Here is a 26,642-nt window from a genome sequence, read left to right on the forward strand (position 1 = left end):
TTAAATCTTATCAGGATGCGTTCGCAAAAACCTTATGGAAAGCATAACAAACATTAGGAAACAGGCCAATAGCCAGGTATCTGTTTTAAGGGATTACAGGACAGGAAACAATTCAGAGACAACGACTCTGAAAGGTCTTTATAGCGGATTGACGCCAGAATGTAATTTCGTTAGCGGGGATTCCGGCCATCTCGCCGAAATTGCGGGCGACCTTAGCGTCAAATATCCACATGGATAAGGCAGTCCACCGATACACCGATTAAAGAGTATAAGATAGTTGTAAAAGCCGCCGATGCTGATTGTTACGCAGTGTTTTATTCATTTGACTGTCTGTTAGAGAACCGGATAGTATGACCGACTTGATATTTAAACCATTGAAACACCGAAAGAAACACCATGAAATTAGCCTTGGTTTCTATCCACATCGATCATTCTTTACGAGCCATCCCCCTGGGCACGGCCATGCTTGCAGCGGCTGTTGAAAAGGACCTTGGAGAACAGGTCAACACTACCCTGATCGATTGTACCCTCCAGCAGTCCGTTACGGACTGTGCCAAAGAAATCCTCAGGCATCAACCGGACATCGTCGGGCTCTCCATAACGGTCTGGAATCGTGAATTGGCCCTGGATATCGCCCACCATCTGAAAAGTGCAAACCCCAACCTGATCCTGCTTGCCGGCGGTCCCGAGGCTACAGCCAATCCCCTCTCTCTGGAAGAAATCGTTGATCTCGATTTTGTTTTGACCGGAGAAGGAGAGCAAAAAGTCATTACATTCCTGGGCAACTTACTTCAAGGTCAGGCACCAAAGCCTTCGGAACTGATGGCCGTTGAGAGCATTCCTGACTTGGGTGACCTCCCCTCTCCTTACCTTACAGGGATGTTGCGGCCAACCCCGGGCGGCGGTGTCTTGTGGGAGCTTTCCCGCGGCTGCCCCTACCGGTGTGATTTCTGCTTTGAATCCAGGGGCAGCGCCATTGTACGCCGCTTCCCCCTGCAGAGGGCACGCGCCGAACTTCAACTCTTTGCTTCTTTGGGAGTCAGGGAGGTTTTTGTTCTCGACCCGACCTTTAACTACCACAAGCAAACAGCTAAAGAACTTCTGGGAATTATGGCCAAAGAGGGTCAGGGCCTCCATTATAGTCTGGAAATCCGTGCCGAGCTCCTTGACCATGAGTTGGCGGAGCTGTTTGCCAGCATCGACTGTTCCCTGCAAATCGGCCTGCAGAGTGCGGATGCCAAAGTTCTTCGAATGATCAATCGTGATTTCGACCGGGAAGAATTCACGGACAAGGTGCACCTGCTACATCTGGCGGGAGTAAGCTACGGTTTTGATCTCATCTATGGTTTGCCCGGAGACAGCCTGGCAGGGTTTCTTGCCAGTCTCGACTTCGCCCTTGGACTGATACCTAACCACCTGGACATCTTTCCTCTTGCGGTTTTACCGGGAACACGGCTGGCTGATACCGCCACCGGACTGGGGCTGGAATACCAACAGCATGCCCCCTACAAGGTGCGCTCTTCCAACACCTTCACCAGCGCTGAAATAACACAGGCGGCCCGAATCGGTGCCGCCTGTGACTTCTTTTATAATCGCGGACGGGCCGTCCCCTGGTTTGCCATGGTCCTGGATGGTCTGGATTTGGTACCGTCTGAATTCTTTTCTCGCCTTGCCTCGGTCCTGCCCGAAATACCTCCGGATGATCCGTTGCCCTTGCAGCAGAGTTTCGTCGCCGATCAGTTCAAACAGCGGCAGCAACCGGAGGTTGCCGCTTTGGCCTCCGATCTGATTGCCTACTTCGGTGCCGTTGAGCCTTTACTTCGTGACCCAGTATTTAAAGCACCGTCTGGCTTGAAAGCAGGAGAACTCTATCTCAACCCGGACTCTGTCTTCGTCACCTTCAACTACGATCCAGAACAGCTATTGCAACACCTGGCGGACGGTATCACCGACCTGGAAGAGCTGACATTTTTTGCAGAGCCCGTTAATAGCGAATATTGTTGTTACCTTTATCAGGACGAACTGCAGCTATATCCCCTCACCCGGGAACAGGGCGATTTTTTAAAAAGCCTCGATTCCCATACTCCTGCCGAACCACCTTCAGCGAAATTTGTTGCCAAGGTCCTGGAAGCCGGGATGCTTATTCAGGCCCGTTGATCATCAGCAGCCGGGAGCCCCTTTACGTCCTTTAGGACTCCCAGACTCAGCGGCCAAACCACTTCTTCTTACTGTTATAAACCACCACCTGATTTCGGCCTTTTTTCTTCGCCTGAAACATCGCCTGATCGGCAAAACTGATCATTTCGTTTTTGGTAAAGGATTCCGTGGCCGGATTCATGGCGAAAATTCCGAAACTAGCCGTAACACGAAGGCTTTCATGGTCATGCTCGAAGTTGTGCCGGGCAATAGCCAGACGGAGTTTTTCAGCTACCGCTTCAGCCTCCTTAATAGCAGTTTCAGGCAGCACCACTGCGAACTCCTCGCCACCGTAGCGGGAAAACAGATCGTACTCCCGTAATTCGGCCCGGCAAACATCACAGAATTGGCGCAGTACCTCATCGCCGACCTGATGACCAAAGGTATCGTTAAGTTTTTTAAAATGATCGATATCGGCAAACAGCAGCGCCAGCGAGCGGCTATAACGCTTGGAGCGATTGATCTCCTGATCGAGAAAATTCTGGAAATAGCGATGGTTATAGGCTTGAGTCAGTCCATCAATATTGGCCAAAAGTTCCAGCTGGTGGTTTTTCTTTTCCAATTCAGCGGTTAAAAGTTCAAGCTTGACGGTCTTTTCCACCAGTGCTCGATTCATCTCCTCGTAACTGAGATTGAGCACGCTCAATTCAGCATTGGCGATCTGCAGAATTTCGGCAATGGATTTCTGTTCGTTAATACTGAATTCGAAATAGTCGGCGGTCTGGTTCACTTCGGCATGCACGTTATCGAGAAAATCCTTCAACACCCGCTCTTCCAAACCAAGAAATTTCTGCGCCTGCTCATGGAAACGCGCCACAATCGTATCGGGAGCGTTACTGCGGTAAACCTTGGATATCAATCCGGATAAATAGACGACCTGACAAAGCCTCTGAATGGTTGCGTCACAACCACAATCCGCTGGAGCGGAATGATAGCGCAAAGGCAATACCAGGGCGTCAGGAAACCCCCAACTGCGGGTCACCTCACTACCGATATAGGCGTGATCGGCCCCGATCAATTCGTTTTCTACCTGGCTCCGGATCCTTCCTTCTTTTTCGATAATCTGCTCGACCTGCTGGTATTTTTCGGGGAAAGCGCGGGCCAGTATTAAGATCCCAAGGTTCTGCAGCAGGCCAGCCACAAAAGCCTCTTCGGCAGCGTCTTTATCGATAGCCGCCATCAATCGGCGGGCCGCGACCGCCTCGGTAAGGGACTGTTCCCAGAAAAGAGCATAGTCAAAACTGCCCTCATCACTACGACTGGGCTGCAGAAAAGAAAATGATAACACCAGACTGCGAACCGCATTGGTGCCGAGAATGGAGGCAGCCTGTTGAATGGTCACAATCGACTGGGGAAAGCTGTAGAAGGCCGAATTGACCACCTTAAGAATTTTGGCCGACAGGGAGATGTCTTTGGACACCAAATCGGCAATATCGCTAATAGTGGTGTCTTCCTTAGCGGTAATGGTAATCAGCCGCGATGCCACAGGAGAAAGGGTCGGCAATACGTCCGAGTGCAATACCGACTCTAAGACTTCTTCTTTATTCATAAACCCAATGCTCCCTTTAGTCCCATCAGTCATCGTTGATGGCCGCCTTTGAATAATCCCTACAATCCCTCATTAGTCCATAAGAGCATTAATATTTCAACTATTTTCTTGTACCGTTCAATCCACGGGAGTGCCTAATGACGCGATGCGTGCAGTAGCCTGGAAAATTTACGGTAATATATTACCAAGTAAAATCGACTAGGCGTTCCAAGGTCATTAATGAGGGAAGCGAATGAAAACATTTCTGCTGGATTTACTGATTTGCCCGGCTTGCTTGCCGGATGAACGCCCCTTGCAACCTGACGCACTCCAAATACAACAAGAGGACATTATCTCTGGCCAGTTGACCTGTAAGACCTGCAGCCGCAACTATCCGATCCGCGAGGGGGTCGCTTTTCTGTCTGTAGCGAATCAGGTTCAGGGCTTTATACCTTCAAAATATGAAACAGCTTCAGTGCTGTCTTCTTACCTCTGGAGTCATTTCGGCGATCTCCTAAAAGACCCTGCTGCCTCGGACGCCTATCATCAGTGGGCTGCATTACTTAACTCAAAAAACGGATTGGGTATTGATATCGGTGCCGCTGTCGGGCGCTTCTCATTTGAGTTAGCCCGAAAATGCGACCAGGTCATCGGTGTGGACAACTCCTATGCATTTGTCAAGGCTGCCCGGAACCTGTTGTTAACTGGAAAGATAAAAGTCAACCTTGCCATCGAAGGGGTACTGACACGGGAAGAGACCATCACTCTGCCCAAACAATGGCCAACGAAAAATATCGACTTTATCGTCGGCGACGCTCTCGCCCTGCCCTTTCGCCAAGACAGTTTCGCTACGTTGGCCTCTTTGAACCTGATAGACAAGGTACCCAAACCATTGCAGCATCTGACCGAACTTAACCGCATTGCCCGGGATGACAAAGCCCAATTGCTGTTTTCAGATCCTTTTTCCTGGTCGACGGAAGTAGCGGCAGAAGAAGATTGGCTGGGAGGAACTTCGAAAGGCCGCCATGCCGGACGGGGCATGGACAATCTCATAACCTTGTTGCAGGACCACGGAAATTTCTTAAAACCGGCCTGGGAAATTAATCAACAAGGACAGGTGTGGTGGAAAATACGCACCCACTGCAACCATTTCGAACTGATTCGAAGCTGCTACATCAAGGCGGATCGTAATCCTTGAATGGGAGCCCGTCAGGGTTACTATAAGCCGATTGCGAAATCGCTCGATCGGCATAGTTTCCAGATAATTATCGCCAAATAGCCCTGTAATTTCCTCATAATTTTCGTTTCGGCGCGTCAAGACCGACAGCCACCCGGGAGACTTATGCCATGCAAGTCGATACTGTTTGCCGACTCTGTTCCTCCTGTTGCCCGATCACTGCCCATGTTGAACAAGGCCGAATTGTCGCCGCTAAACGAAAGACCTCTCTTCCCCCGGATAAAGCATGGCTATGCCCAAAGCTGGAGGCGTCAGCCGACATCGTCTATTCACCAGCAAGGCTGCGGCATCCCCTGATACGCCAGGCGGACAACAGCTACCTTGAAGCGTCCTGGGACGAAGCCCTTGATCTGGTGGCTAGCCGCCTGCTCCAATGCCGGCAACAGCATGGTGCCGAAACGGTGGCGTGGCTACGGGGTATGGCGGCAGATTGGGGAGCTCCCTGGGACTATGTCAACCGGCTGATGAACGCCTTCGGTTCGCCGAACAGCATCGGCAACGGCTCGGTCTGCCATGTCGCCAGGGAGATGGCTCACAACTATACCTACGGGGCCATGACCATCCCTCAGATACAAAAGAGCGACTGCATAGTAATCTGGGGGAAAAATGATCAGCACACCAATCCACCGGCCTACGATGCCATAATGCAAGCCCGGGAACGGGGCGCCCGACTGATCGTGGTCGATCCGGTTCGTACCGGACTGGCGGCTATGGCCGACATCTGGCTGCAGATAAAACCGGCCCACGACGGGCCGCTGGCGATGGCCATGATCGACCAGATAATCCGTTGCGGCTGGTACGACACCGAGTTTGTCGCCCAATGGACTACCGGATTTGAAGACCTACGCCAGGCAGCCGCATTCTATCGAGCCGAAGACATCGCCGAACAGTTGTCCTTGCATCCGGCGGATATTCAAGCAGCCTCCCAACTCTACGCACAGAGTGAAACGGCCTGCATCATCGACGGCAACGGTCTGGATATGCAATTTGAAGTCTTCGATGCGACCCGGGCCGTAGCCATGCTCAGAGCCTTGAGCGGAAACCTCGACCGGGCCGGAGGCGATTTAATCCCTCAGCCGGTAAAGGCCCGCAACATCCAACTGAAGGAGTGCTTACCAAAGGACCGTTGCCCGGTTACCAGCGACTATCCCCTGTTCAGCACTTTTCACCACAACTGGGGACTGCACGCCCAGTCCTGTGTCGTTGACGCCATTCTGGAAGGAAAGCCCTATCCAATAAATTCTCTGGTGGTCCAATCGGGCAATCCGGCGGTCACCATGACCGATTCAACTCGGGTCAATCAAGCGCTCTCCCAACTCGACTTTCTGGTAGTCATTGACCTGTTCATGACCCGCACCGCCCTGCATGCCGACGTTATTCTGCCGGCCTGCAGCTGTTTTGAAAAGACCCAACTCAACCGGGCTTATCTGCGCCACAGTCTAGTGGTTTTGCAAAATCAGGTGGTCGAACCGCTTCATAATAGCTGGCCCGACTGGAAAATCATCTTTGAACTGGGCCGAAGACTCGGCCTTAAAGATGAGTTCCCCTGGAAATGTGTCGAGGAAGCCATTGACTATCAACTCGAACCTTCCGGTGTGACCGTCGCTGCCCTGCGTGAAGAACCAGAAGGCATTCGCACCGCCCCGTTAGAGCACCAGAAATACAGAGAGAAGGGATTCGCCACCCCATCCGGGAAGGTCGAATTCGCTTCCGAGCGCTTACAAAAAGCCGGGTTTTCAGCGGTGCCCTTCGCCGATGGTCGATTCGACAATCCCATCAGCTTCGCCGGGCAAGCTGACGACTATCCCTTGATCGGAATCAGCGGAGCACGCAGTAGTTGCTTCACCCATTCCCAGTTTCATCATGTACCGATGCTGCGACAACAAGAATCCTGCCCCACAGTCGATATTCATCCCAACGACGCAAAAAATCTCGACATCAGTAACGGCGACCAGGTCGAATTAACGAGCCCCCGGGGGAGAATAACCCTGACAGGTCGAATCGACAGGGATATGAAACCGGGCACGGTGCGAATCGCCTGGGGCTGGGGAGAAAACGAGCCGTCTGCTAACCTTAATAACCTGACTGACGATTATCGTCGCAACCCCATTACCGGCACGCCAAGTAATCGCAGTTTCATGTGCCGGTTACGAAAGTTGCAACGTCACCCGTAACAACCGTGTTAGCAACAGAACTGAGGGCGACAGCCCAAGGGATTGGTTCAGTTCAAACGGTAGTGTAAAACCGAGGTGCCGCGTTCAATATCGGCTTCAGGAAAGTCTTCATCGGGGGTGTGACGTTCCACAAGGCGGGCAGTCGGCAGCAGTTCGGTAAACATCTGCCGCAGTTGAGTGATGGTCATGGTCGGGGTGCTCAAACAAGCCAGCACCTCACCATGAGGAGTAAGAAGTTCGGGCAGACGGCGTATCAGTTTCGGCCAGTGACGCTCGGCGGTAAAACTCTTGCCCTGGCTGGCCGGTGGATCACATACGATCAAATCAAAGGGACCACAGCGTCTTAAGCGTCCGAAACTGCGAAACAACTCCATCGGCAAAAAGCTCGTCCGGCGAAGATCAATATGGTTGATGCGATGATTGAGGCGCCCCAATTCCAAGGCCCCCCGATTCATATCAAGGTTGACCACCTGTTCGGCCCCGCCAACCAAAGCCGCGACAGAAAAAGAACAACTGTAAGCAAACAGGTTAAGTATCCGTTTATCCTTTGCGTTCTCCCGCAACAACCGCCTTCCTACGGCCATGTCGGGAAAAAAACCGACATTCTGCGCGTCACCCAGACGCAGACGATACCGCAAGCCATCTTCATTCGCTTCGACGTCGTCGGGGAGAATCCCCTGCAGCAGCCGGCTCGGCGCCCCCGAGCGAAAACGTTCCTGCAGCACGATACCTTCGGGAGCAAGGGGCAACGCCGCCATCAACAATTCGGTCAACTCTATCAACCAGTCCTGAGGCCGCTCCCGGTAGAGAATAACCAGCACGATTGGCGGATAATAGTCGATGACCAGATCGTTGAAACCGGCGAAACAATGGCCGCGACCGTGAAACAGACGTCGACTCTCTCCTGCCTTTGGCAGATGACGGAGTATTTCCCGAGCAATGATATCCATGAGGTACTCGCAAAAACTTACAGGATGGCTAAGCAAAAATTTCGTCCGGCAATGCCCGGTGTTTTTTCAGGGGTAAAGGCATACATTTAGTATGTCGCGATCTGAAAAACACCGTAACGCGGGAGGGCAGACTTTTTGCGACGCCATCATCCATAACGGTAATATTGATCAAGCCAGCTGCAATAAAGGCTCGTTAAGGGCGGCAATCTGTTCCCGCAGTTCAAGGATGTGATCGCCCCAGTAACGGGGGGTATTGAACCAGGAAAAATGATGAGGAAAAGTCGGATCGTTCCAGCGCCTTGCCAACCAGGCGGAAAAATGCAGGATGCGCAAGGACCGTAAAGCCTCGATCAACCGTAATTCTCGAGGTTGAAAATCGAAAAACTCGTTATAACCCTCCACTAATTCCGCCAACTGGGCATGCTGCCGCGACCGGTCCCCGGAGAGCATCATCCATAGATCCTGAATAGCCGGAGCCATGCGGGCGTCATCAAAATCGACAAAATGGGGTGCATCGTCGCGCCACAGAATATTGCCGCTGTGGCAGTCACCATGGGCACGGATATAGCGCAGGTCCGTTGTGTCGGCGAAGATGGCCTCGATAGCCTGCAGCAGGTCGGCGGTAAGGGCGTCGTAATTGGCCTTGGTTTCCGGAGGCACGAAGTTTTCACTGATCAGGGCGACACTGTCGTGTCCAAAGCTGCGACTATCGAGCCGGGGACGGTGTTGAAAAGGACGAAGAGCTCCGATGCCGTGAATACGCCCCAGAAGACGACCAAGAATCAGCAGATTATCGAGGTTGTCCAGCTCCGGGGCGTGGCCGCCCTGCCGGGGATAGAGGGCAAAGCGGAATGACCCGTGGATAAATAGGCTTTCACCTTGATCGTTCATCAAGGGAGCCACCACCGGCAGTTCATGGTCCATCAATTCAAAACAAAACTGATGTTCCTCAAGAATCTGTTCATCACTCCACCGTTCAGGGCGGTAAAACTTAGCAATTAACGGCGGTCCCTCTTCGAGGCCAACCTGATAGACCCGGTTTTCGTAGCTGTTCAAGGTCAAGGTACGGCAATCACAGACAAAGCCGCAACTTTCCACGGCATCCATGATAAATGACGGAGAAAGAGCCTGAAAAGGATGCTGCTTATCGGTCATGGGAAATATAATCCGTTGTTTCACTGGAAATTAAAGACCACAGACACAAGACCTGTGGCCTTTGGAAAACTACCTTAAAAGGGCTCTGCAGAGCTTCCCCTGTTGCCAGTCCCTACAGCTTTTTGGGTTCAGAAACATATATGACGCGTTCGCAATGATCAATCGGTTCGGCTCAGTACTTGTATGAGATGATAACCGAACTCAGATTTCACCGGTCCGTGAACCGTGCGAAGCTCGCCATTGAAAACCACTTCATCGACTTCAGTAACCAGTTGGCCTGGCTTGACGATTCCCAAATTGCCGCCACGGCGCCCGGTGGGACACTTGGAATGCTTAGTGGCGCAAGCCGCAAAATCCTCGCCGGCTTCAATCTTGGCCTTCAATTCGATGCAGGCTTCTTCGGTAGCGACCATAATATGACGGGCATGAGCGTTTGACATGTAGTTTCTCCCTGGTTATTTGTTTAGCGACCTTGCCATACTTTAAACCGAGATTCGAAAGCCATTTACCGCAGAGATCGCCGAGGTCGCAAAGATAGTCAAAAAACGATGTAAGGAACTTTCTCAGCGTTCTCTGCGTTCTTGAATGAGCTTAGCGAACGGGCGGTAAATAGAACTTTCGGGTTATCGGCTCTTTGCTCCAAGATCTGCGGCATACCGCCGCAGATAAGCATCCACCTGTTTTTTACTGACCTTGCTCAGCCCCTGAAGTATCATAAAGGGCACAGAACCACAGCCATAAGTCGAAGCTATATCATACCCCATTTGCCGCCACAGATGGGCAGTCATTTCTGCATCGGCCAGTGCTCGGTGAAATGTACCCTTGTGCGGCAAATCATGATAATGAACCAGGGTTTGCAATTTGTGGTTGGGCGCTTCAGGGTAGAGGCGTCTGGCCACCAGCAGGGAGCAGGCCATCTCCTGTCGACGCCTTAAGCCGATCAGGGCCAGCTCGGCATCGAGAAACCGGCGATCAAAAGCGGCATTATGCGCCACCAGGGGCGAGTCACCGATAAAATGGAAAAATTGGGACATAATCTCCGCCGCCGGTGGGGCCTCCTGTACCATGGCATTGCTTATGCCGGTCAAATCCTCAATGAAAGAGTTGATAAAACGCCCGGGATTCATCAGGCTTTGAAAGCGATCGACGATGCGGTCGCCAACTAATCGCACCGCACCGATCTCAATGGCCCGGTCGCCTTGTTCCGGAGACATGCCGCTCGTTTCAAAGTCAAAGACCACAACACCGCCGTCGCTTTGATGTAAATTTTCTTCGCCCACTTTGGTTCCCTTTGATACATTCGCAAAAACATACAGGATGGCTAAGCAAAAATTTTGCCCTGGAAGGCTTGGTATTTTTTCACGGCTAAAGGCATGCCTCAATCCTGAAAAAACGCCGTAACGCCGTAGGGCAAACTTTTTGCGACGCCATCAAAGCTTGACAGCATGACCTGTTTTCCCTTTAACTGCCACTGTCATCTTGTCCTTCAAACCGCCTCACAAGGAATAGTTTTTTTGCCTACTGACTCCACGATTATCAATTCCCCTCTGCCTTGGCGGTCCAACACCAAACCTTTAATGCTGGCCCCGATGCAGGGCCTCAGCAACCGCGGCCTGCGCAGCCTTTTTATCGAATGGGTGCGTCCCGATGTGGTGTTCAGCGAATTCATTCGCGTGGCAGGGGGCAAGCGTCGAAACCTGCGCCCGACTCAGATTCAGGACCTTGCTCCACATCGGCGTGGCGTCCCCTTGATCGCTCAGTTGATCGGCCACCAGCCGGACCTGCTGGCTGAGGCGGCCCAAGCCCTGCAGGATTCCGGCGTCGGACACATCAATCTGAACCTGGGATGTCCTTTTGGCCGCACCACCAGCAGCGCCATCGGTGGCGAACTTCTAAACCTCCCACAGCAGATTCCGCCCCTTCTCGCCGCCCTGCGCCAAGTGGTAACCGGCAGTTTCTCGGTTAAACTGCGAGCGGGTTACGATCAACCGCGGCAAATTTTCAAGCTGCTGCCCCTCTTCGAGGATACCGGAGTCGATTTTCTGGTTCTACATCCCCGTACTGTTGTACAGAAATATTCAGGCGCCGCCGATCATAACATAACCGCCGAGGCAGTGCAGCACACCCGGCTGCCTATTATCGCCAACGGTGATATCACTACTGTCGCGCAGGGTCAGCAGCTATTAGAAAAGACCGGAATCGCCGGCTTGATGCTCGGTCGTGGCGCTCTGGCAGACCCAATGCTATTTTCCCGCTTACGGAATGAAGACTCAAACGTGCCAACCGCCATAGAGTTACGGCACAATGCATTATATTTATTAGGCAAACTGCTACCGAACTATCGCCAGCGTTACTGTGGTCAATCCCAGGTGCTCGCCAAACTGCGCAGCTTGTTGCCCTATCTGCAAGAAGTGGGATGCGAATCTCTTTGCGACGCATTACGTGGAGCAAAAACCCTCGAAGCCTTTGAGGCTCAACTCAAACGGATGGAGAACCCGTGAGCGAACTTGTCACCCTGGATTCGGCCTTGTTGCTTGAACTTGCGGAAATGCGCATGCCTTTTGGCAAGCATTGTGGGCAGCGCCTTATCGATCTGCCCGAGCCTTACGTCGTCTGGTTTTCCCAGCAGGGCTTTCCCGAGGGAAAACTTGGGCGCATGCTGCGGACTATTTATGAAATCAAACTCAACGGACTGGAATACCTTTTCGACCCCTTGCGCTGAAACGTGTTCATCCGTAGCTCAAAACATCCAGGCCAGGTCCCTTGTTGCCGCTTCTCCCCTTCGATTAAATTCAACCGGCTGCTCCACGCAAACCATGCTTTTAAAAGTCCGATATGTTAGAATTGCCCTTTCAACTGCAACGGCTGATTTGACTTTTGGCTTCGGCAGCCATTTTTACCAGATGTAGCAAAGGACCGATCATGGCACGAGACGTATATGTAGCTAACATTTCTTTTGAAGCCACGGAAGAAGACCTCCGCAATCTTTTCTCCGTATCGGGAACGGTGAAATCCGTACGCCTGCTCAACGACCCACGCACCGGCCTGTTCCGGGGTACAGCCTTTGTGCAAATGGCGAATGCCGCCCAGGCAAAGGATGCCATCGTCACCCTGGACGGTGCCCTTCTGATCAATCGGGTTATCAGCGTCACTGAAGCCCTGCCCAAAAAACCCCGGGAAGCCACAACCGATCGCGAACAGAACAATTCGCGGCGCAAAGATACCGGGAACAACCGCCGTAAACCGGGCCGCAAAAGTCCACGGAAATAACCTCGCATCGGGGCGGGGGCTGGCAATGGTCGTTTTCCTTAGAAGCCAGACCCACCATAACCTTCGTCTTGCGTGTACCCCCCACCTGAAACGCCATAAGCGTACCTACGTTCAATAAGCCGCTCTCAGGAGCGGCTCAATTCATTAAACAGCCATCGTAGCTGCTCCTATTCGTTACGCGGAAAGTCTATCTTATTGACATAGGTGTCGTCGCCCCGTTGGTTAAGTGGAGGTGGCAACCATCCTGGATCAAAAGGAAGAACTCTTTTAAGGAATACACTGAACACACTAAAACCTTTTAAATCTTCGGTGCTTTCCGTGTGTTCCGTGGACAGAAGCCCCTGATTATTCGATTGTTGAGGGATAAGGCTGTGGATTTTCTCCGTGGCCTCTGTGAGCTCCGTGTTGAAAACAATTGTATTTTTAATTATCGCCTTGAGCAAAATGCATAACCGAATATAAAAGTGGTGAGCACCTTTGTCGGGTGCTCACCACTTTGATCAGTTTACTTTATCAAGAGTGTTAAAAATTCCAGAATTCGTCGATTTCTTCCGGGGTGAAGTCCCAGACGGCGTTGTGCGGAGGAACCGGCTCATACTCGAAAAACTCGGGCAAACGATCATCGGCTTTAGTAAAGCCGGCGGCGTCGTTGAAGGCCTTTTCAGTCTTCAAAATGTACTTGCCGAGCTCAACGACGTCGTCGCCTGTAAGGCTGATGCCGTAGCGAGCGTTGATCATGTCGATCAGAGCCGGCAGACACTCGGGGATATCCAAAGCCGGAAAGGCGATGAAGATACACATACCGGTGCTGTCCACGGCAGCGGTAGCGATGGACAGGTTACGGGACAGTTCAACCTGTCCTTCCTTCTTCAGCGGATCGACGTGACCGCCAACCTGCAGGATGTTGGTAGCGATAGAATAACCGGCAGTGTGGTCGGCACCCATGGTGGAGGTAGCGTAGGTGATGCCGATCCCTTTAACCGAACGGGGGTCGTAAGCCGGGATGCCCTGCCCTTTGACAACCGGTACACGGGTCAGACCGTACGCATGGCCCACCGAAGCGGTGCCGTTACCGAGAATTCGACCGAGGGGTGTGGCCTTGCCGATTTCTTCGTTCATCACGCGCAGGGTTTCTTTGCCGTCACCCCACGGAATAACCCCGGCTTCCATGGCGACGGCGATCAATACAGCACCTTCGATGGAGTCGATGCCGATGTTGTCCATGGCGTTGTCGATACGGGCGCAGTCGTCGAGACTTTCGATCATGCAGTTGATGCCCAGCCCCCAGACAGTCTCATATTCGAAACCGGAGGTAATATATTCTTTGTTTTCGTCAACGTAGACCTGGGAGCACTGGATGATACAACCAGCGTGGCAACCGTGCTTGGTGTGGCCCCCGCGGCTGGAGATAATGTCGTGCATGGTCTCACCGGAAACCTTGTCGTGGTGCTCGCAGGAACCGTACATGAAGTTCTTGGTGGGCAGACCACCAGCTTCGTTCAAGATGTTGATCAGAACGTTGGTGCCGTAGATGGGCAGGCCTTCGCCGGTGACCGGATGATCGAGCATGGCCTTGGCGAAAACCTTGGCGGCAGCGCGGAACTTATCTTTATCGGCGATTTCAACCCGCTTGCCTTCGGAATCGTCGATGGTCATGCACTTGATTCCCTTAGAGCCCATAACCGCACCGAGACCGCCACGGCCGTGGCTGCGGATCTTGTGGTCGGGGTCTTTGACGGAGATGTTAGCAGCCATCAGGCGCTCTTCGCCGGGGATGCCGATGGAGCAAACACCGATTTTCGGACTATATTTCTCTTCCATCTTGGCGATGACATCAAAATTCTGCAGGCCTTTGAGGGCCGAAGCGTCGTGGAAGGTAACTCCGTCATTGTTAACGTGCAGCTCATACCACTTGCCCGCTTCCGGCTTATCTTCAATGATCATGGCCTTGATGCCAAGCTTGGCGAACTGCTGAGCGCTGGTACCGCCGGCGTTGGACTCTTTAATGCCGCCGGTCAGAGGACTCTTGGCGCCTGCCGACATACGACCGGACTGAGCGGCCGGGGTGCCGGTCAGAAGGCCGGGAGCGAAAACCAGCTTATTGTTAGGACCGAGAGGGTGGCAGGTGGGAGGTACTTCAGCTGCAACGATCGTGGAAGTCAGGCCTCGGCCGCCGAGGCCGGCCCAGGCTTCCGGTACATCTTCGATCTTACAGGTGAGGTCTTTCATGTTAACGCGAAAAATTCTGTTCATTTTTTGGACCTCCTTAAGTTAGGTTACTTTTCTAGCTGTTTGTGAAAGTCTCCTTTTAAAGTCCGGAAGTTCCACTGTTTCCAACGGACTCCCTTCGTCTATCAACCATAAGGACCCTCCTCATGAGTTGTAAAACGTAAAGGCTCTGAGAACATAAACGGCCACAAAAGAGCGTTTCGCCATCGCAAACCATCATCCTTGCCAAGAGTACCCAAGTAAAAACGCTTCGCTATTTAGTTTACCACATAACGGAGAATGGTCAGCCAATAGCAATAATTCCTGAACCAGACCCTCCATCCATTTGTCGGGACAGGGCTATTATATTTTGGACTCCCCCTGTCCGTATGTGGGAAAATCGTCCAGGCCTATCGACCACAGTTGCAGACGCCCTTCAAAAGAAAAGGAGCGCACCCCAGTACGCCCCTCCCCTTTTGATTATTCAGCTGCTATCTCAACTCAACAGCCCCTATTATAAAAAACTCTCTATTCGATCAATCGGGCACCGGTCACTGCCGCCTTTACTCCATGCAGGTCATTGCTGACGGCAAAAGGGCCGATACCGGTAGCCACACGAGCCGTCTGCTGCGGGCCGATTTGCCCGGAAACACGCAATGGAATCTGCCGGCGACGACCGTAGGAATCGATGACCAGAACAACCACATCCACATTCGTCACCGCCAGCGGGGTGCTGTTGACCACCTCGGCTAAAAGATAGTTGCGGCGATCAAGGCCAAGCCTGACTTTGAGATACTGCTGTGGATTATCAGGCAGATCGAGGCGCACCAGCGAAGCGGCTGCCTCCTGCCCGTAGGAAGACCTGGATTCAGCGGCAGCGGCAAAATATCGCTTGGCCTGCTCACGGTTTCCCTGTGCCAGACTCGACCTACCGAGAGCATTAAGGGCCGGCGCCGTAGGCAGCAACTTGGTGCTGAGTTCCAGGTCCGCCACGGCCCTCTCCCTCTGACCCAGTTCCTGCAACGCCAGGCCTCGTTGCAGATAATAGTGAAAATAGGCATTGTTGCGCTGCACAGCCCGATCATAATTGACCACCGCATCCTGATAACGTTTTTGCTTGAAACGAACGTCACCACGCAGGGCATGGAACAGGGCTTCTCGTGGCTCAGCGGCCAAAGCCTGTTCGGCTAATTGAAGAGCTTTTCCAGTCTGACCTTCTTCCAGGGCTTTGCGTCCCTCATCGTAGGCGGCATAGGCATCCCTGGCCTTAACCAGAGGAGCGATCTTTTGCTGATAAAGGTCGCGCCCCACCTCCCCACCTGCAGCCAATAGTGCAGCCGTTCGACGATTGGCCTCCACTCGCTCCTGGGACGGCGGATGACTGGAAAAAAGCCCGGAAAGCCAGTCGCTGCGACGCCCTTCAGAGAGACGCACGAAGGTTTGTTGCAGATCGATGGCCGCCCTTGGGTCGTAGCCAGCCCGGGCCATATACTGCATCCCGTAGTAGTCCGATTCCCGTTCCGCATCCCGGCCGTATTTCTGGGTAATCAACCCGGCACCTACAGTGGCTCCACCGACCGCCATCTGGGCAAATTCACTATTTTGGGAAGCAATACCGACTGCCAGCACAGCCCCTTGCATCAATATCCCCCGTTCCATACCCTTGGCACTGTGACGCGCCGCGGCATGGACAATTTCATGGCCGAGAACCGCAGCCAACTCGGCCTCGTTGTTCAATTCGGTCAACAGACCACGATTAATCGCAATCTTACCGCCTGGCAGAGCCCAGGCGTTGGGAGTAGAATCGTTGATAACATTAAATTCGTAAGGCAGCTTGCGATCGCTAACTGCCGCTAAACGCTGCCCGACGCTGCTGACATAAGAACTGATCGATGGTTCGGTCGTATAGTCACCACCCTGCATTTGACGACTAGGCAAATACTGTTCCCGGCCGATATTCAGTTCGGTACTTTCAGGCACCAGGGCAAACTCTGATTTTCCGGTAACCGGATTGACCGCACAGCCGGAAAGGACAGAAAACGCCAGCAACAAGAAAATAAACAGACTCTTCGACATAGTTCACCCTCGTTGGCAAAGGACTAACGCACCAGCTGATGTAAGATTTTGTTCATCATATAACCATAACACCTAACTCTATTTAAATTCAAACACCTTGACACATCCTGTAAGCTGGCAAAATTTTTCACAGTGAGGTCCAAATCTCAAAGTTAGTGGCGCCCTTACCTATGAAAGAAAAAGCCCGTCCAATTCCTGGACGGGCTTTTGTTATTCGATAGACACGGAAGACACATGCCCGGTTGGACCTACCTCATCGACCTCAAGTCTGGCGTGCTTTTTTAGAGGCACGCTTGGCTGCGGAGGGGTGCTTCTTAACCGGCTTATTTCCCTTGTATCCACCTCCGGATTTTCCTGCAGGGCGACGTTTGGGCGGCTTTCCCTGGCGCTCTACACCGGCATCGACACTCAGTTGCAGATGCTGTCCGCAGACCCACACCTTTTGCAGAAGGTGGAACGTGGCAGACGGCATATTTGCTGGCAAATCGACCAGACTGAAATCGTGGAAGATTTTTATCTGGCCGATATCGCGGTTGCTGATATTCGCCTCGTTGGCAATCGCCCCGACGATATGACCGGGCACAACACCGTGCACTTTTCCGACCTCGATGCGATAGCGTCGCAGCCCCTCATCGGCAGAACCGCGCTTGCCTGCAGAAACCCGGGGAGCGGATTGAGAAGGAGGCTCCACATAGGTCTCCTCTTCGGGCATCAGCGGACGATCCTGCTGCAGCAGATAAGCCATAGCGGCAGCAATTCGGCGCGGTTCAACCTCATATTCCTGCTGGCATCCATCGATTAATTCTTCAAAGAAGGTCAGATCCTCACTCTTCATGACAGCAAGAATCTGTTCCTTGAACAGGCCGACGCGACGTTCGGTTATATCTTTACGGGTCGGCAACTTCATCGGGGCAATCTTCTGCCGGGTCGCCTGCTCAATAGCGGCCAACATGCGACGCTCTCGCGGAGCCACAAACAGAATTGCAGAGCCTTCACGTCCTGCCCGGCCGGTGCGCCCGATACGATGAATATAAGACTCGGTATCGTAGGGGATATCGTAGTTTACCACGTGACTGATGCGCTGAACATCCAGGCCTCGAGCCGCCACATCGGTGGCCACCACGATATCAAGCCCCCCGCTCTTCAATCGATCAACGGTTTTTTCCCGTAAAGCCTGGGTCATGTCGCCATTAAGCGCTGCACTGGAAAACCCCCGAGCTTCCAGTTTTTCAGCAAGCTCAACCGTAGCGATCTTGGTCCGGACGAAAATGATCATCGCATCGATATCTTCGGCTTCCAAAATCCGGGTTAACGCATCGAGCTTGGCCAGACCTTTGACCTGCCAGTATCGCTGGCTGATCGTAGCCACGGTAGACGTTTTACTCTTGATACGGATCTCAACGGGGTCCTGCAAATGGCGTCGGGCAATTTTCAGTACTTCTTTAGGCATGGTGGCTGAAAATAGAGCCGTCTGACGTTCTTGGGGGGCATGTTGCAGAATCTGCTCGACATCGTCGATGAAACCCATTTTGAGCATCTCGTCCGCTTCGTCCACCACGACGCACGAGAGGCGATCCAGCTTGAGAGTCCCTCGGCGCAAGTGGTCCTGAATACGCCCAGGGGTGCCGACGACTACATGCGTGCCTCGCTGCAGCTGACGAAGTTGCTGGCCCATATTCTGACCGCCGTACACCGGCAAGACGTGAAAACCTTTCAGATGGCGGGCATAGGTCTGCACCGCTTCGGCGACTTGCAGCGCCAACTCACGGGTGGGTGTCAACACCAACACCTGCGGATATCTGGCAGATAGATCAAGCCGACTCAGCAACGGCAGGGCGAAGGCCGCAGTCTTACCGGTACCGGTCTGGGCCTGTCCAAGCAGATCCCGCCCTTCAAGCAACGGAGGAATACTGCGCGCCTGTATGGGAGAAGGAGTTTCGTAACCGACCTCATCAATCACTCGCTTAATTTCGGGGGCAAGAGAAAGATCGGAAAAGCTGATAGTTGTTTGTGTTTCTTCAGTCATGAATAACCTGTTCGGAAAATGCTCGGAAGGCTAGGTAGAAAACAAGCGATGTGAGGATGACACAAGAAGTGGCCGACCCTGACCTTCTGAAAGGATAGAAAACTCCCCAATCTACCTCTTTACCATCTGAATTACCAGAACAATCGTGACCGGCAGTAATATTTATCCAGAATTACAGTGAGATGGTGACCACAAATCAACAATTTCCATGAGTATGTAGTTAACTGCAGACGCCAACACTCCAATTTCTGCCTGAGATAAAAGCGGCTAATGGAAAACACCCTGCTGTATTCCAATAAAAAAGAGGTCAGCGATTGAATCGCTGACCTCTTAATTTTTATGGTGCCGAAGGGGAGATACGGCACCCTTTCCAAGGTAGCTGATATCATTGAAGTTTAAAGAAGCGATTTCACCCCATTGTGTACTACCTTGTGTACGACTTGTAAATATTGAAATGTCAAAAAGGTTCAGTTTTTACCAACCATCAGACATGGAAAGCCACCAAGCGAATTTGGTGATTTTCCAATATGTCAAGATTTATGAGAAGAGTCACTTAGTGACTGACTTGCATCAACGGAAATATATGGCAAGCTACAAAACTATTTTTACCTATAGTGATAATCGCTAAACAGCGATATCAAATATCATACAAATCTAGTGACTTAAAAAGAAGTTTCTAGCAATATCTTTGCTGGAATAGTGGTCTTCCCTTTTTATCAATTCCAAGGCATCAAAGGCTTTCCGAATGATTCTTCTGCATGCACTCTCTAACACATCAATATTTTGGTCTTTTAAAAATCCAGAATTGTATATTTCGGAAAACCTGTACTTATATAATGATTCTACAGTGTCTCCCCGAACTAATCTACCACAACTTGAAACTGCTTTTCTGTCTTCAAGAATATAGTATTTCCAGAGAGCACACCAGTCTACTTTAACATTTCTGAATAGCTTATTATAATCTTCTCCAATTAGGTTAAAAAATAATCTCATTTTTTTGCTTCTGAATTTCGCCTTGGCGACCCTTGCATAACCGAATGATTCCGAAGTTGCTATTTCAATTTCTATATTAAAAAAGATATCATATACGTGCCTTCTAACATCCTGATTTACGTACTCCTCAAAGCTTCCTTTAACCCCAAGGACATCTTTCATAAGTGGTAAAATGAAATACTTGCTGTATTGATATGGTTTAAGACTTGATAGGTATGCTAACTCCTCAAACCAGTCTCTATACCCATGCTTTATAAATAATGAGAACAAACCCTCAACCCACTTGTCTTGTTTATTACTTATATATGAGGCTGAATAATATTCCTGGACACTTTTGTGTATAAACTTCAAGAACCTGCCCTCCTTGAGGAGAAGGCAGGTGACATTAACTATGTCGTCAATAAAATATTGCGGATCCGAATCGACATTAGTGTCCCTCAGTGCTTCTTTTGATATTTTTAAAATTTCATTAGGGCCAAACTGAAACCCATCAATTGTCTTTGAAAAGAAGCACAAGGCGTCAAAGCAATCCCTGAACTGTCTATCGGTTAACCCAGAGGTCCTTTCTCTCGGAGACATATGAATCTTGCTACTATCATGCCTATGAAGCAGCAACTCAAGAATAGAATCATAAAATTCTTCTAAATTACTCGGAATAAGTTTATAAGATCTATACGTCACTAAAAGAAGTGTTATCAAAAGTGGGGTCTTTAACAATTCAATAACACCCATCTTATTTTTTTCTATGCTTTTGATAGCCATTTCTGCAAATTGTAAATCACCAGAAAGTCTTTTCACATAGGACTTATACTCCTCGCTTTTCACACCATCTATTCTTACAACTTCAAAAAGTGGCGAGGTCCTTAATTCTGAATTAGGTCTTGAACTTGCTATGATTTTTACACATTTATTTTTTTTAGAAAAATCTTCTATTTGCTTGGTCAGTTTTTTCCTTAATCTTGTGCCTACCTCATCAAATCCATCTAGTAACAATACTACTTTTCCTGTTGAAACTATTGTTTCATATATATTGCCTGCTTCTACATTGAACCCCAAATAAAATAACGTATTTTTCACTAAACAGTTAAAATCTATTTCTTCATCAAATTGTCTTAGCTCAATGAATAATGGTAGGAATCTTCCTAGTTCTAATTCTTTAACGCAAAGATATCTTAAAAAGATGGATTTACCTTGCCCAGCAATTCCCTCCACAAGAATATTACTGTCAATTTCAAACTCGGATAATGATTTAATGTTTATTCGTTTCTTATCTATTATGAGAAATGGGTCGCAGTAGAACCTTTTTATAGAGATTGCCCTATCCAACTGCCAAAAAGTCTTTACCTTGCCATAATCTTCAATTTTATTCTGCAAGTCATATAAATTCTGTTTAATTTCCCTAAGTTCAATAGCATCCTTAATAGTGCCCTTAATCTTGCTATAAATATCCTTACCAAGCTCTTCGAATGCGCTTTTTGCAATCAAGGCTGCCCCAGCAGCTAATTCTCCAACAGCATTCATAGTTCCTCCATTCGCCAAGGTTTGATTATTCAAATATATCGGTAAGGGAAATTTTTGTGAATTTTATCAGCACTGCCCGAAACAAAACCAGCATAACTGAACAGGCGCTTTAGGAAAATATACTTAATTAGCCACAGCTTCAATTGATAATTACGTGGAAGAAAGGCGTGATTAATTTGATCGCTTTACAAAGTTGGTGCTTGCGAATTAGATTTTCTTGCCATTCTTTGGATCAAAAAAACTCAACAGGTGAATTTGGCGGACTTTATCATTGGTCACTACCTACCAGACAGGAAAAGTCCTCGATCTATGGACTGGGGATTTTCACGCAAATCAGAAATTTTAGTTAGCCCCTACTTCTCCCTTTTTCTACTGCCCCCAAAAGCGAGAGAACTTGTCAAATATCTTACTCTTGTTCTTCATTGGTTAGCTTGGCTGCATTGGCACTATTTCATTGTGGTGAATTCCAAAAAATAACTTGCTAACAAAGATCCCAACCTATCCCAATATAAAAGAGTTTCCAAACTGGAGAAGACTCGGTAAACGGACTTTTTTTCGTGCACGGTCATTGCTGTTTGCCACCGAACGTTAGTCGGTTTGTACAGTCTGTATAAACCAAGTAAAGCAAAAGTCCAGGCTTGTGCAATAACCTGAAAGAATTGGGGTTTTGGATGTTTTAACCTTGAAAATCGTCTTATATAGCCTGTAATGTGTTTGTGCTAGTAGTTTATACAAACTGCCAAAGCTTAGTTATGTGTAAATAAAGAGATCTACTCCTTTTGAACACAAGAAGTTGTCTACGCAATTTTATCCAATTTTTTACCGAGATAATAAAGAAGAAAAAACCATGAGTCCTGCATATAAATTCCCTTGGAAAAGAGCCTCTAGAGAGGATCTGTCTCCATATGCTTACCCTGGCAGACCTCAAAACAAAATTCTAACCTCAATAAGAGAAAAAGAAAAAGCTAATCCAGCGCCTTTCTCTGATAGAACCCTCATCCGTATGGACAATTCCGGGGCGCCAGATTTTGAAAAGCCTTTCAATTTTACTCCATTCTTACGAGCTGATTGGGTAGAATCCACTGAAAACTTGAATATTCCTGTATGCCAAATACTTGGTTGCCATAGCACTAATAACCTTGATAACTACCAACCCGGTGACACTTTCAAAGAAGTACTTTTCGAATCTTTACATGGTTTGGGCATTATTGAGGAAAGTAGTAAATTTTTAGTTGGCCCTGCTTCGAAAGATATTGAAATGCCACACGTAAGAGACCCTGAAGTTCCCAAGTCAGGATCTCACGGACCTTTAATACTGTCTCAGTACGGGGATTGGTTTTTTATAAAAAATGGGCAACAAAGGGGAATTATTGCAATGTATTTGATATGGCAGAAGTATGGAGATAAAGGTCTTTTAAAAAACGTCAAAGTTAATAGTTACATACCAAAACATGCTGGAGACGTATAAACACATAACAAAAGTTTCAAGCGGATAGAAGACACAGAGGCGCATCACGAATAATGTCTACCAGTTTGTTCTGAGATGGCCTGCCGTTTAAATTAACCTGTTATGCCACAAAACAAATAAAAGGGAAAAATATGCATTTCAATGTTGGTGATGTAATTGATGAGAGATTTGAAGTTACTGGGACCTGTAGTGAGGCAGGGGGGATGGGTGCCATACTTTTCGTCAAAGACATTGAAGGTGAAATTACAGAAGAAATTGTTCTTAAGTATTGTAAAGAAGAAGATGATGAGTACATAAAAAGATTCCGAAGAGAAGTCAGACTTCTAACTGAATTCGAAGGAAATTCTAAGGTTGTGCAGGTTTTGCATCACAATGTTAAACATGATCCTCCATATTTTGTAATGCGGTACTACCCCGATGGTGACCTGACTAGTCTTGCTGATGAATTGGAAAGCGATCTTCAATGCCAGGAAGAAATCATCAATGCAATGATAGCCTGCATTGCCGAGCTCCACTCCCAAGACGTATTTCACCGCGATATCAAACCTCAAAATTTCCTGTGCGATGGTGACAGCATTGTTGTCTCTGATTTCGGCTTGGGCATGGAGCCAAACTCAACCTCTAGGTTTACAAGTAGTTCAATGTTTTGGGGCACTCAGGGTTTTTTGCCGCCAGAATTTCAAAGAGGGGGCTTCAAGCATGCCGATGCCTCAGGCGATATTTTTATGCTTGGAAAAAGCGTATATGTTCTTTTGACCCGTCAAGATCCAACCTATCTTATGGACGAGGGCCTTCCAGCTCCGCTTTTCCATGTGATTGAAAGATGCTGTGCCCTCGACAAGACACGGCGATATCAGTCGTTATCCGATTTAAAGCAAGCCTTAGGTCTGGCATTTGATGTAATGCTTAATCGCGGAGGACGTCTTGGGGAAGTCAATCAGTTGATTGCTACCATAAAGGATAGATTGGTAAATGAGGGCAAATACAAATCCTCCGAGGTCATTGAATTTATTGAGAAATTGTCCTTACTGGAGCACGAGGACCAAGTTCGAATATGTCTTGATCTTGAAAAAAGAATGTTCGTTATTTTGACCCATGAGAAACTTAGAGGGCATGTTGATAATTTCTTGAAAATATATTTGGAAATGATTGAAAGTGAGAATTACGGCTGGTCCTTTGCTGAGAACATTGCAAACAATATGCAGATAATATTTAATGCAGAAGAAATACCTGCCAGGACAAGAGGAAAGGCACTTGATTTGGCAGTTGAGGCGGCAACAAGAATGAATAGATTTGCGGCTATGGATACCTGTAATTCCATGATAACTTCTGTTGACAATAATGAACTGGGTGTTCACATAGCAGCAATAATCCAAGGAAAGCCAGACTCATTTCTCAGTGGAATAGAACCTTCGCAGTGTAAATGTGACAGCATAAGAGCTGCAATTAGGGCTATAAAAGAATAGAGGTATAACCAATCGGTGGAGGCGGACGGATTTTACAAGAGTGCTTTTTAAAAAATGAGTACTAAATTGTTCTTCGTTCCGCCGCCGGTTACTCCAACCGTTAGCGCATAAGGGGTAGGCAACATGAATCAAACGGTTATTGATAAAATCACAAAGCATTATTTGGAATCAGGTGATTTTAATGGATATCCAGTTTATGCCCTAAAGAAGAAATATGAGATTAACGACGAATCAGCAAAAGCACTTCTCCGAGAATTGATTCTTTCCAGAAAGATCGATGTTGTATTCGGAAACATTCACCCAAATCCGCATATAAAGGCATTTTCGGATACATCAGCTGAACAACAGATCGAGTTTCTTGAACAGCTCGAGTTTGTCGACCATTTCTGTTTATACCCTTCCAAGGAAACATTGAGCCAGTTTGTGCAGCGCCCAGATTACAGTAGCGAGCCGTATACAGAGCAACTTGCGCTTGGCGAAGGGCAATTAGATTTTAGGGTGTTCGACCTGTCCGTGCTCGAATACTATAGAAACGATCCAAGGTACCACTATCAAACAGATTTCATAAACGGCCAGATTTCGGTAACAAATGAACACTACGAATCAGAATCCATGCCTGAACATGACCAGGTTCTGCTTCAAACCTTCGGATTTGCTCATGACAAAAACTTGAATAGAGCAGTTGCTGTTTTTTTGAGGTATCTATCGGATCTCAGCCCGGAGCACCAAGCGATTTGGAAATATAAAGAGTTGAAAGGTGATTACCAACTTCATCCCGACTATTTAAGAAATAGTATGGGGCATTGGGGCACAAGAATATCAATTTTTGAAGCCTTCAGTCAGGAAATGCAATTGATCAACGAGATGGCAAACTTGATTGGGAAGCCACCTCTGTTTCGACAGACATATGAGCATGAATACCCACGGAACTTTGGTTTCCTGCTTAGACCCACTCTGGCCGAGCTTAACGCTTTTGTTCTGTTATTAGATCAATTGATGTCTGATAATTTGAACAAGAAATTCTTTTCTCCAGAGTTGGAGCTTGAGCAAGATCATGCACGAGAAGATGGTCGGGTAGAGGTAAGGCGGAAAGGGACCATCGCGCTACTTGATGAATGGGTACATCACTATTTTCAACCAGAAAACCCTGAGCCACTTGACCGCATGATTGCCACTTTCCGCAAGGTTCGCTCTCTACGGCAAAAACCCGCACATTCAATTAGAGAAGACGTATTCGATCAAAAATATTTTCGTGACCAACGGTCTTTGATTATGGATGCATATGGCGCAATACGCACTCTTCGGTTGGTGCTTGCAAATCATCCCAACGTCAAAGCTAATGCTCCAAAAATCAACAAATTCCTTTACGAAGGAAAAATATGGTCCATTTAGGCGTTTACAATGCCATTAATGCTGACCTGTTTTCCGTTCTTGTTGCTCACTACAAATCCGCCGGTTATGGCTGGCGTTATCAAAAAAGATGATTTATCACTACCTAGATGAAACATTCCGCCAATCAGGTGGCTACTGGCACTGTAGTATTGGGGGCCTCCTGGTACCTCCTAGTCAAATTGTTGATTTTGAAATCGAATTCTCGGAGGCAATAGAAAAATGTAACTCTGAAATAGAAAGTTCTTCCTGTAACATAGAATTCAAATACTCTAATTTCTTCAGAGAAAATAGCGATACTTACAAGCTGGCAGTAATTTCTGAATTCGCCAATATTGTCCGAAGCCGTGGCCTTAATATATCAATAAGCCACGCGAAGATTGCAGAAGAAAATGTTCGTGTTTTTGGCGGATTCTTTAGTAGCCCGCAGATAGCAATTCAGTATCTTTCTGCCACAAACATTAAATATCATTTGATGGATATTACGAAGAATCAACAATTACAAATAGTTGTAGATCTTGGGTTAAGTGAATCGTTTCGCCCCATATACGATATACATTCTGGCTCAACAAGATCAATTCCATATATGAAGGCCATGGGTTTAAATGAGTCTGAAATAACATTTCCAAACTACAGGAATTTTCTGGCCCCTTTATATATGGATTCAAGAGACTCTAGAGCAATTCAGTTTTCCGACTTGGTTATTGGTCTTTCATTAGCCAGACAGACAGGCGAACTAACTGGCTTCAAGGCTGATTTGTACCAAGCACTTGAGCCTATACATTCACACATCACAATAAACAGCATTGAATGGAATAAAGACAGGGCTTAATAAGGCCGTAAACCATAACGCATTTTTCGCTCGTTTTACTCATTACTGATTCGCCGATTTGTGCATCCATTGAGAATATAGGAAAATGCTTTCCGATAAAGCACAATCACCAGAACATGAACGGCCCACCCTTTTTGCCAATGTTTGGACCGG

Annotated in this window: 19 protein-coding genes; 10 read left to right on the top strand and 9 right to left on the bottom strand. The window is 48.7% G+C overall.

The genetic code is table 11. The features are described from left to right. Nucleotides 1–396 precede the first annotated feature (396 nt). Complete coding sequence (locus A7E78_RS03720; RefSeq protein ID WP_072282971.1) at nucleotides 397–2,157, top strand: B12-binding domain-containing radical SAM protein; 1,761 nt, start codon at nucleotides 397–399, stop codon at nucleotides 2,155–2,157. A gap of 46 nt (nucleotides 2,158–2,203) precedes the next feature. Here the strand turns inward: A7E78_RS03720 and A7E78_RS03725 are convergent, their stop codons facing one another. Continuing rightward, nucleotides 2,204–3,745 carry a sensor domain-containing diguanylate cyclase gene (locus A7E78_RS03725; protein ID WP_072282972.1) on the bottom strand — a complete coding sequence of 514 codons (1,542 nt, stop codon included), beginning with the start codon at nucleotides 3,743–3,745 and terminating at the stop codon, nucleotides 2,204–2,206. 232 nt (nucleotides 3,746–3,977) lie between these two features. Between A7E78_RS03725 and A7E78_RS03730 the strand changes: the two genes are divergently transcribed. Further along, entirely contained in the window at nucleotides 3,978–4,922 is a 945-nt protein-coding gene (locus tag A7E78_RS03730; RefSeq protein WP_072282973.1) for a class I SAM-dependent methyltransferase, read from the top strand. A gap of 149 nt (nucleotides 4,923–5,071) precedes the next feature. Continuing rightward, nucleotides 5,072–7,135, top strand: coding sequence for a molybdopterin-containing oxidoreductase family protein (locus A7E78_RS03735; RefSeq protein WP_072282974.1), 2,064 nt, complete (start codon nucleotides 5,072–5,074; stop codon nucleotides 7,133–7,135). A gap of 47 nt (nucleotides 7,136–7,182) precedes the next feature. Here A7E78_RS03735 and A7E78_RS03740 read toward each other — a convergent pair whose 3' ends face one another. The 4 genes from A7E78_RS03740 to A7E78_RS03755 all read right to left on the bottom strand — a co-directional run bounded on the left by A7E78_RS03740 (nucleotide 7,183) and on the right by A7E78_RS03755 (nucleotide 10,520). Next, the gene (locus A7E78_RS03740; RefSeq protein ID WP_072282975.1) at nucleotides 7,183–8,085 is read right to left on the bottom strand and encodes a class I SAM-dependent methyltransferase; all 903 of its coding nucleotides are present in this window, start codon (nucleotides 8,083–8,085) and stop codon (nucleotides 7,183–7,185) included. A 168-nt stretch (nucleotides 8,086–8,253) separates the two neighbouring features. Next, complete coding sequence (locus A7E78_RS03745; RefSeq protein WP_072282976.1) at nucleotides 8,254–9,240, bottom strand: serine/threonine protein kinase; 987 nt, start codon at nucleotides 9,238–9,240, stop codon at nucleotides 8,254–8,256. Between the two features lie 158 nt (nucleotides 9,241–9,398). After that, on the bottom strand, nucleotides 9,399–9,680 hold the full coding sequence (locus A7E78_RS03750) for a peptidylprolyl isomerase (protein ID WP_072282977.1): 282 nt from the start codon (nucleotides 9,678–9,680) through the stop codon (nucleotides 9,399–9,401). Between the two features lie 183 nt (nucleotides 9,681–9,863). After that, nucleotides 9,864–10,520 carry a 3'-5' exonuclease gene (locus tag A7E78_RS03755; RefSeq protein ID WP_072282978.1) on the bottom strand — a complete coding sequence of 219 codons (657 nt, stop codon included), beginning with the start codon at nucleotides 10,518–10,520 and terminating at the stop codon, nucleotides 9,864–9,866. A gap of 234 nt (nucleotides 10,521–10,754) precedes the next feature. On the opposite strand from A7E78_RS03755, the gene A7E78_RS03760 reads away from it, so the two are divergent. The 3 genes from A7E78_RS03760 to A7E78_RS03770 all read left to right on the top strand — a co-directional run bounded on the left by A7E78_RS03760 (nucleotide 10,755) and on the right by A7E78_RS03770 (nucleotide 12,510). Then, entirely contained in the window at nucleotides 10,755–11,741 is a 987-nt protein-coding gene (locus A7E78_RS03760) for a tRNA-dihydrouridine synthase family protein (RefSeq protein WP_235606792.1), read from the top strand. Next, nucleotides 11,738–11,962, top strand: coding sequence for a DUF3820 family protein (locus A7E78_RS03765; protein WP_072282979.1), 225 nt, complete (start codon nucleotides 11,738–11,740; stop codon nucleotides 11,960–11,962). The genes A7E78_RS03760 and A7E78_RS03765 overlap by 4 nt, the downstream gene beginning before the upstream one ends. Before the next feature lie 200 nt (nucleotides 11,963–12,162). Then, nucleotides 12,163–12,510: an RNA recognition motif domain-containing protein gene (locus A7E78_RS03770; protein WP_072282980.1), complete on the top strand. Its 348-nt coding sequence runs from the start codon at nucleotides 12,163–12,165 to the stop codon at nucleotides 12,508–12,510. A gap of 522 nt (nucleotides 12,511–13,032) precedes the next feature. On the opposite strand, the gene A7E78_RS03780 is transcribed toward A7E78_RS03770, so the two are convergent. The 4 genes from A7E78_RS03780 to A7E78_RS03795 all read right to left on the bottom strand — a co-directional run bounded on the left by A7E78_RS03780 (nucleotide 13,033) and on the right by A7E78_RS03795 (nucleotide 21,334). After that, complete coding sequence (locus tag A7E78_RS03780; protein ID WP_072282982.1) at nucleotides 13,033–14,763, bottom strand: aldehyde ferredoxin oxidoreductase C-terminal domain-containing protein; 1,731 nt, start codon at nucleotides 14,761–14,763, stop codon at nucleotides 13,033–13,035. A gap of 483 nt (nucleotides 14,764–15,246) precedes the next feature. Next, nucleotides 15,247–16,794: a M48 family metallopeptidase gene (locus A7E78_RS03785; RefSeq protein WP_072282983.1), complete on the bottom strand. Its 1,548-nt coding sequence runs from the start codon at nucleotides 16,792–16,794 to the stop codon at nucleotides 15,247–15,249. A 262-nt stretch (nucleotides 16,795–17,056) separates the two neighbouring features. Continuing rightward, nucleotides 17,057–18,820, bottom strand: coding sequence for a DEAD/DEAH box helicase (locus tag A7E78_RS03790; protein ID WP_072282984.1), 1,764 nt, complete (start codon nucleotides 18,818–18,820; stop codon nucleotides 17,057–17,059). A 654-nt stretch (nucleotides 18,821–19,474) separates the two neighbouring features. Then, entirely contained in the window at nucleotides 19,475–21,334 is a 1,860-nt protein-coding gene (locus A7E78_RS03795; protein WP_072282985.1) for an NACHT domain-containing protein, read from the bottom strand. A gap of 847 nt (nucleotides 21,335–22,181) precedes the next feature. Between A7E78_RS03795 and A7E78_RS03800 the strand changes: the two genes are divergently transcribed. The 4 genes from A7E78_RS03800 to A7E78_RS03815 all read left to right on the top strand — a co-directional run bounded on the left by A7E78_RS03800 (nucleotide 22,182) and on the right by A7E78_RS03815 (nucleotide 26,489). Beyond that, nucleotides 22,182–22,802, top strand: coding sequence for a hypothetical protein (locus tag A7E78_RS03800; RefSeq protein WP_072282986.1), 621 nt, complete (start codon nucleotides 22,182–22,184; stop codon nucleotides 22,800–22,802). Nucleotides 22,803–22,933: 131 nt separating this feature from the next. Then, nucleotides 22,934–24,268: a serine/threonine protein kinase gene (locus A7E78_RS03805; RefSeq protein WP_072282987.1), complete on the top strand. Its 1,335-nt coding sequence runs from the start codon at nucleotides 22,934–22,936 to the stop codon at nucleotides 24,266–24,268. A 123-nt stretch (nucleotides 24,269–24,391) separates the two neighbouring features. After that, the gene (locus A7E78_RS03810; protein ID WP_072282988.1) at nucleotides 24,392–25,660 is read left to right on the top strand and encodes an AAA family ATPase; all 1,269 of its coding nucleotides are present in this window, start codon (nucleotides 24,392–24,394) and stop codon (nucleotides 25,658–25,660) included. An 88-nt stretch (nucleotides 25,661–25,748) separates the two neighbouring features. Then, on the top strand, nucleotides 25,749–26,489 hold the full coding sequence (locus A7E78_RS03815) for a hypothetical protein (protein WP_072282989.1): 741 nt from the start codon (nucleotides 25,749–25,751) through the stop codon (nucleotides 26,487–26,489). Nucleotides 26,490–26,642: the final 153 nt, after the last annotated feature.

This window comes from Syntrophotalea acetylenivorans, from assembly GCF_001887775.1.
Lineage (GTDB): Bacteria > Desulfobacterota > Desulfuromonadia > Desulfuromonadales > Syntrophotaleaceae > Syntrophotalea_A > Syntrophotalea_A acetylenivorans.

Excerpts from the sequence above, each read along its gene's own strand:
- A7E78_RS03790 (WP_072282984.1), bottom strand. The coding sequence starts at position 18,820 with ATGACTGAAGAAACACAAACAACTATCAGCTTTTCCGATCTTTCTCTT.
- A7E78_RS03785 (WP_072282983.1), bottom strand. The coding sequence starts at position 16,794 with ATGTCGAAGAGTCTGTTTATTTTCTTGTTGCTGGCGTTTTCTGTCCTT.
- A7E78_RS03810 (WP_072282988.1), top strand. The coding sequence starts at position 24,392 with ATGAATCAAACGGTTATTGATAAAATCACAAAGCATTATTTGGAATCA.
- A7E78_RS03745 (WP_072282976.1), bottom strand. The coding sequence starts at position 9,240 with ATGACCGATAAGCAGCATCCTTTTCAGGCTCTTTCTCCGTCATTTATC.
- A7E78_RS03770 (WP_072282980.1), top strand. The coding sequence starts at position 12,163 with ATGGCACGAGACGTATATGTAGCTAACATTTCTTTTGAAGCCACGGAA.
- A7E78_RS03795 (WP_072282985.1), bottom strand. The coding sequence starts at position 21,334 with ATGAATGCTGTTGGAGAATTAGCTGCTGGGGCAGCCTTGATTGCAAAA.
- A7E78_RS03725 (WP_072282972.1), bottom strand. The coding sequence starts at position 3,745 with ATGAATAAAGAAGAAGTCTTAGAGTCGGTATTGCACTCGGACGTATTG.
- A7E78_RS03815 (WP_072282989.1), top strand. The coding sequence starts at position 25,749 with ATGATTTATCACTACCTAGATGAAACATTCCGCCAATCAGGTGGCTAC.
- A7E78_RS03750 (WP_072282977.1), bottom strand. The coding sequence starts at position 9,680 with ATGTCAAACGCTCATGCCCGTCATATTATGGTCGCTACCGAAGAAGCC.
- A7E78_RS03720 (WP_072282971.1), top strand. The coding sequence starts at position 397 with ATGAAATTAGCCTTGGTTTCTATCCACATCGATCATTCTTTACGAGCC.
- A7E78_RS03740 (WP_072282975.1), bottom strand. The coding sequence starts at position 8,085 with ATGGATATCATTGCTCGGGAAATACTCCGTCATCTGCCAAAGGCAGGA.
- A7E78_RS03730 (WP_072282973.1), top strand. The coding sequence starts at position 3,978 with ATGAAAACATTTCTGCTGGATTTACTGATTTGCCCGGCTTGCTTGCCG.
- A7E78_RS03735 (WP_072282974.1), top strand. The coding sequence starts at position 5,072 with ATGCAAGTCGATACTGTTTGCCGACTCTGTTCCTCCTGTTGCCCGATC.
- A7E78_RS03780 (WP_072282982.1), bottom strand. The coding sequence starts at position 14,763 with ATGAACAGAATTTTTCGCGTTAACATGAAAGACCTCACCTGTAAGATC.
- A7E78_RS03800 (WP_072282986.1), top strand. The coding sequence starts at position 22,182 with ATGAGTCCTGCATATAAATTCCCTTGGAAAAGAGCCTCTAGAGAGGAT.
- A7E78_RS03805 (WP_072282987.1), top strand. The coding sequence starts at position 22,934 with ATGCATTTCAATGTTGGTGATGTAATTGATGAGAGATTTGAAGTTACT.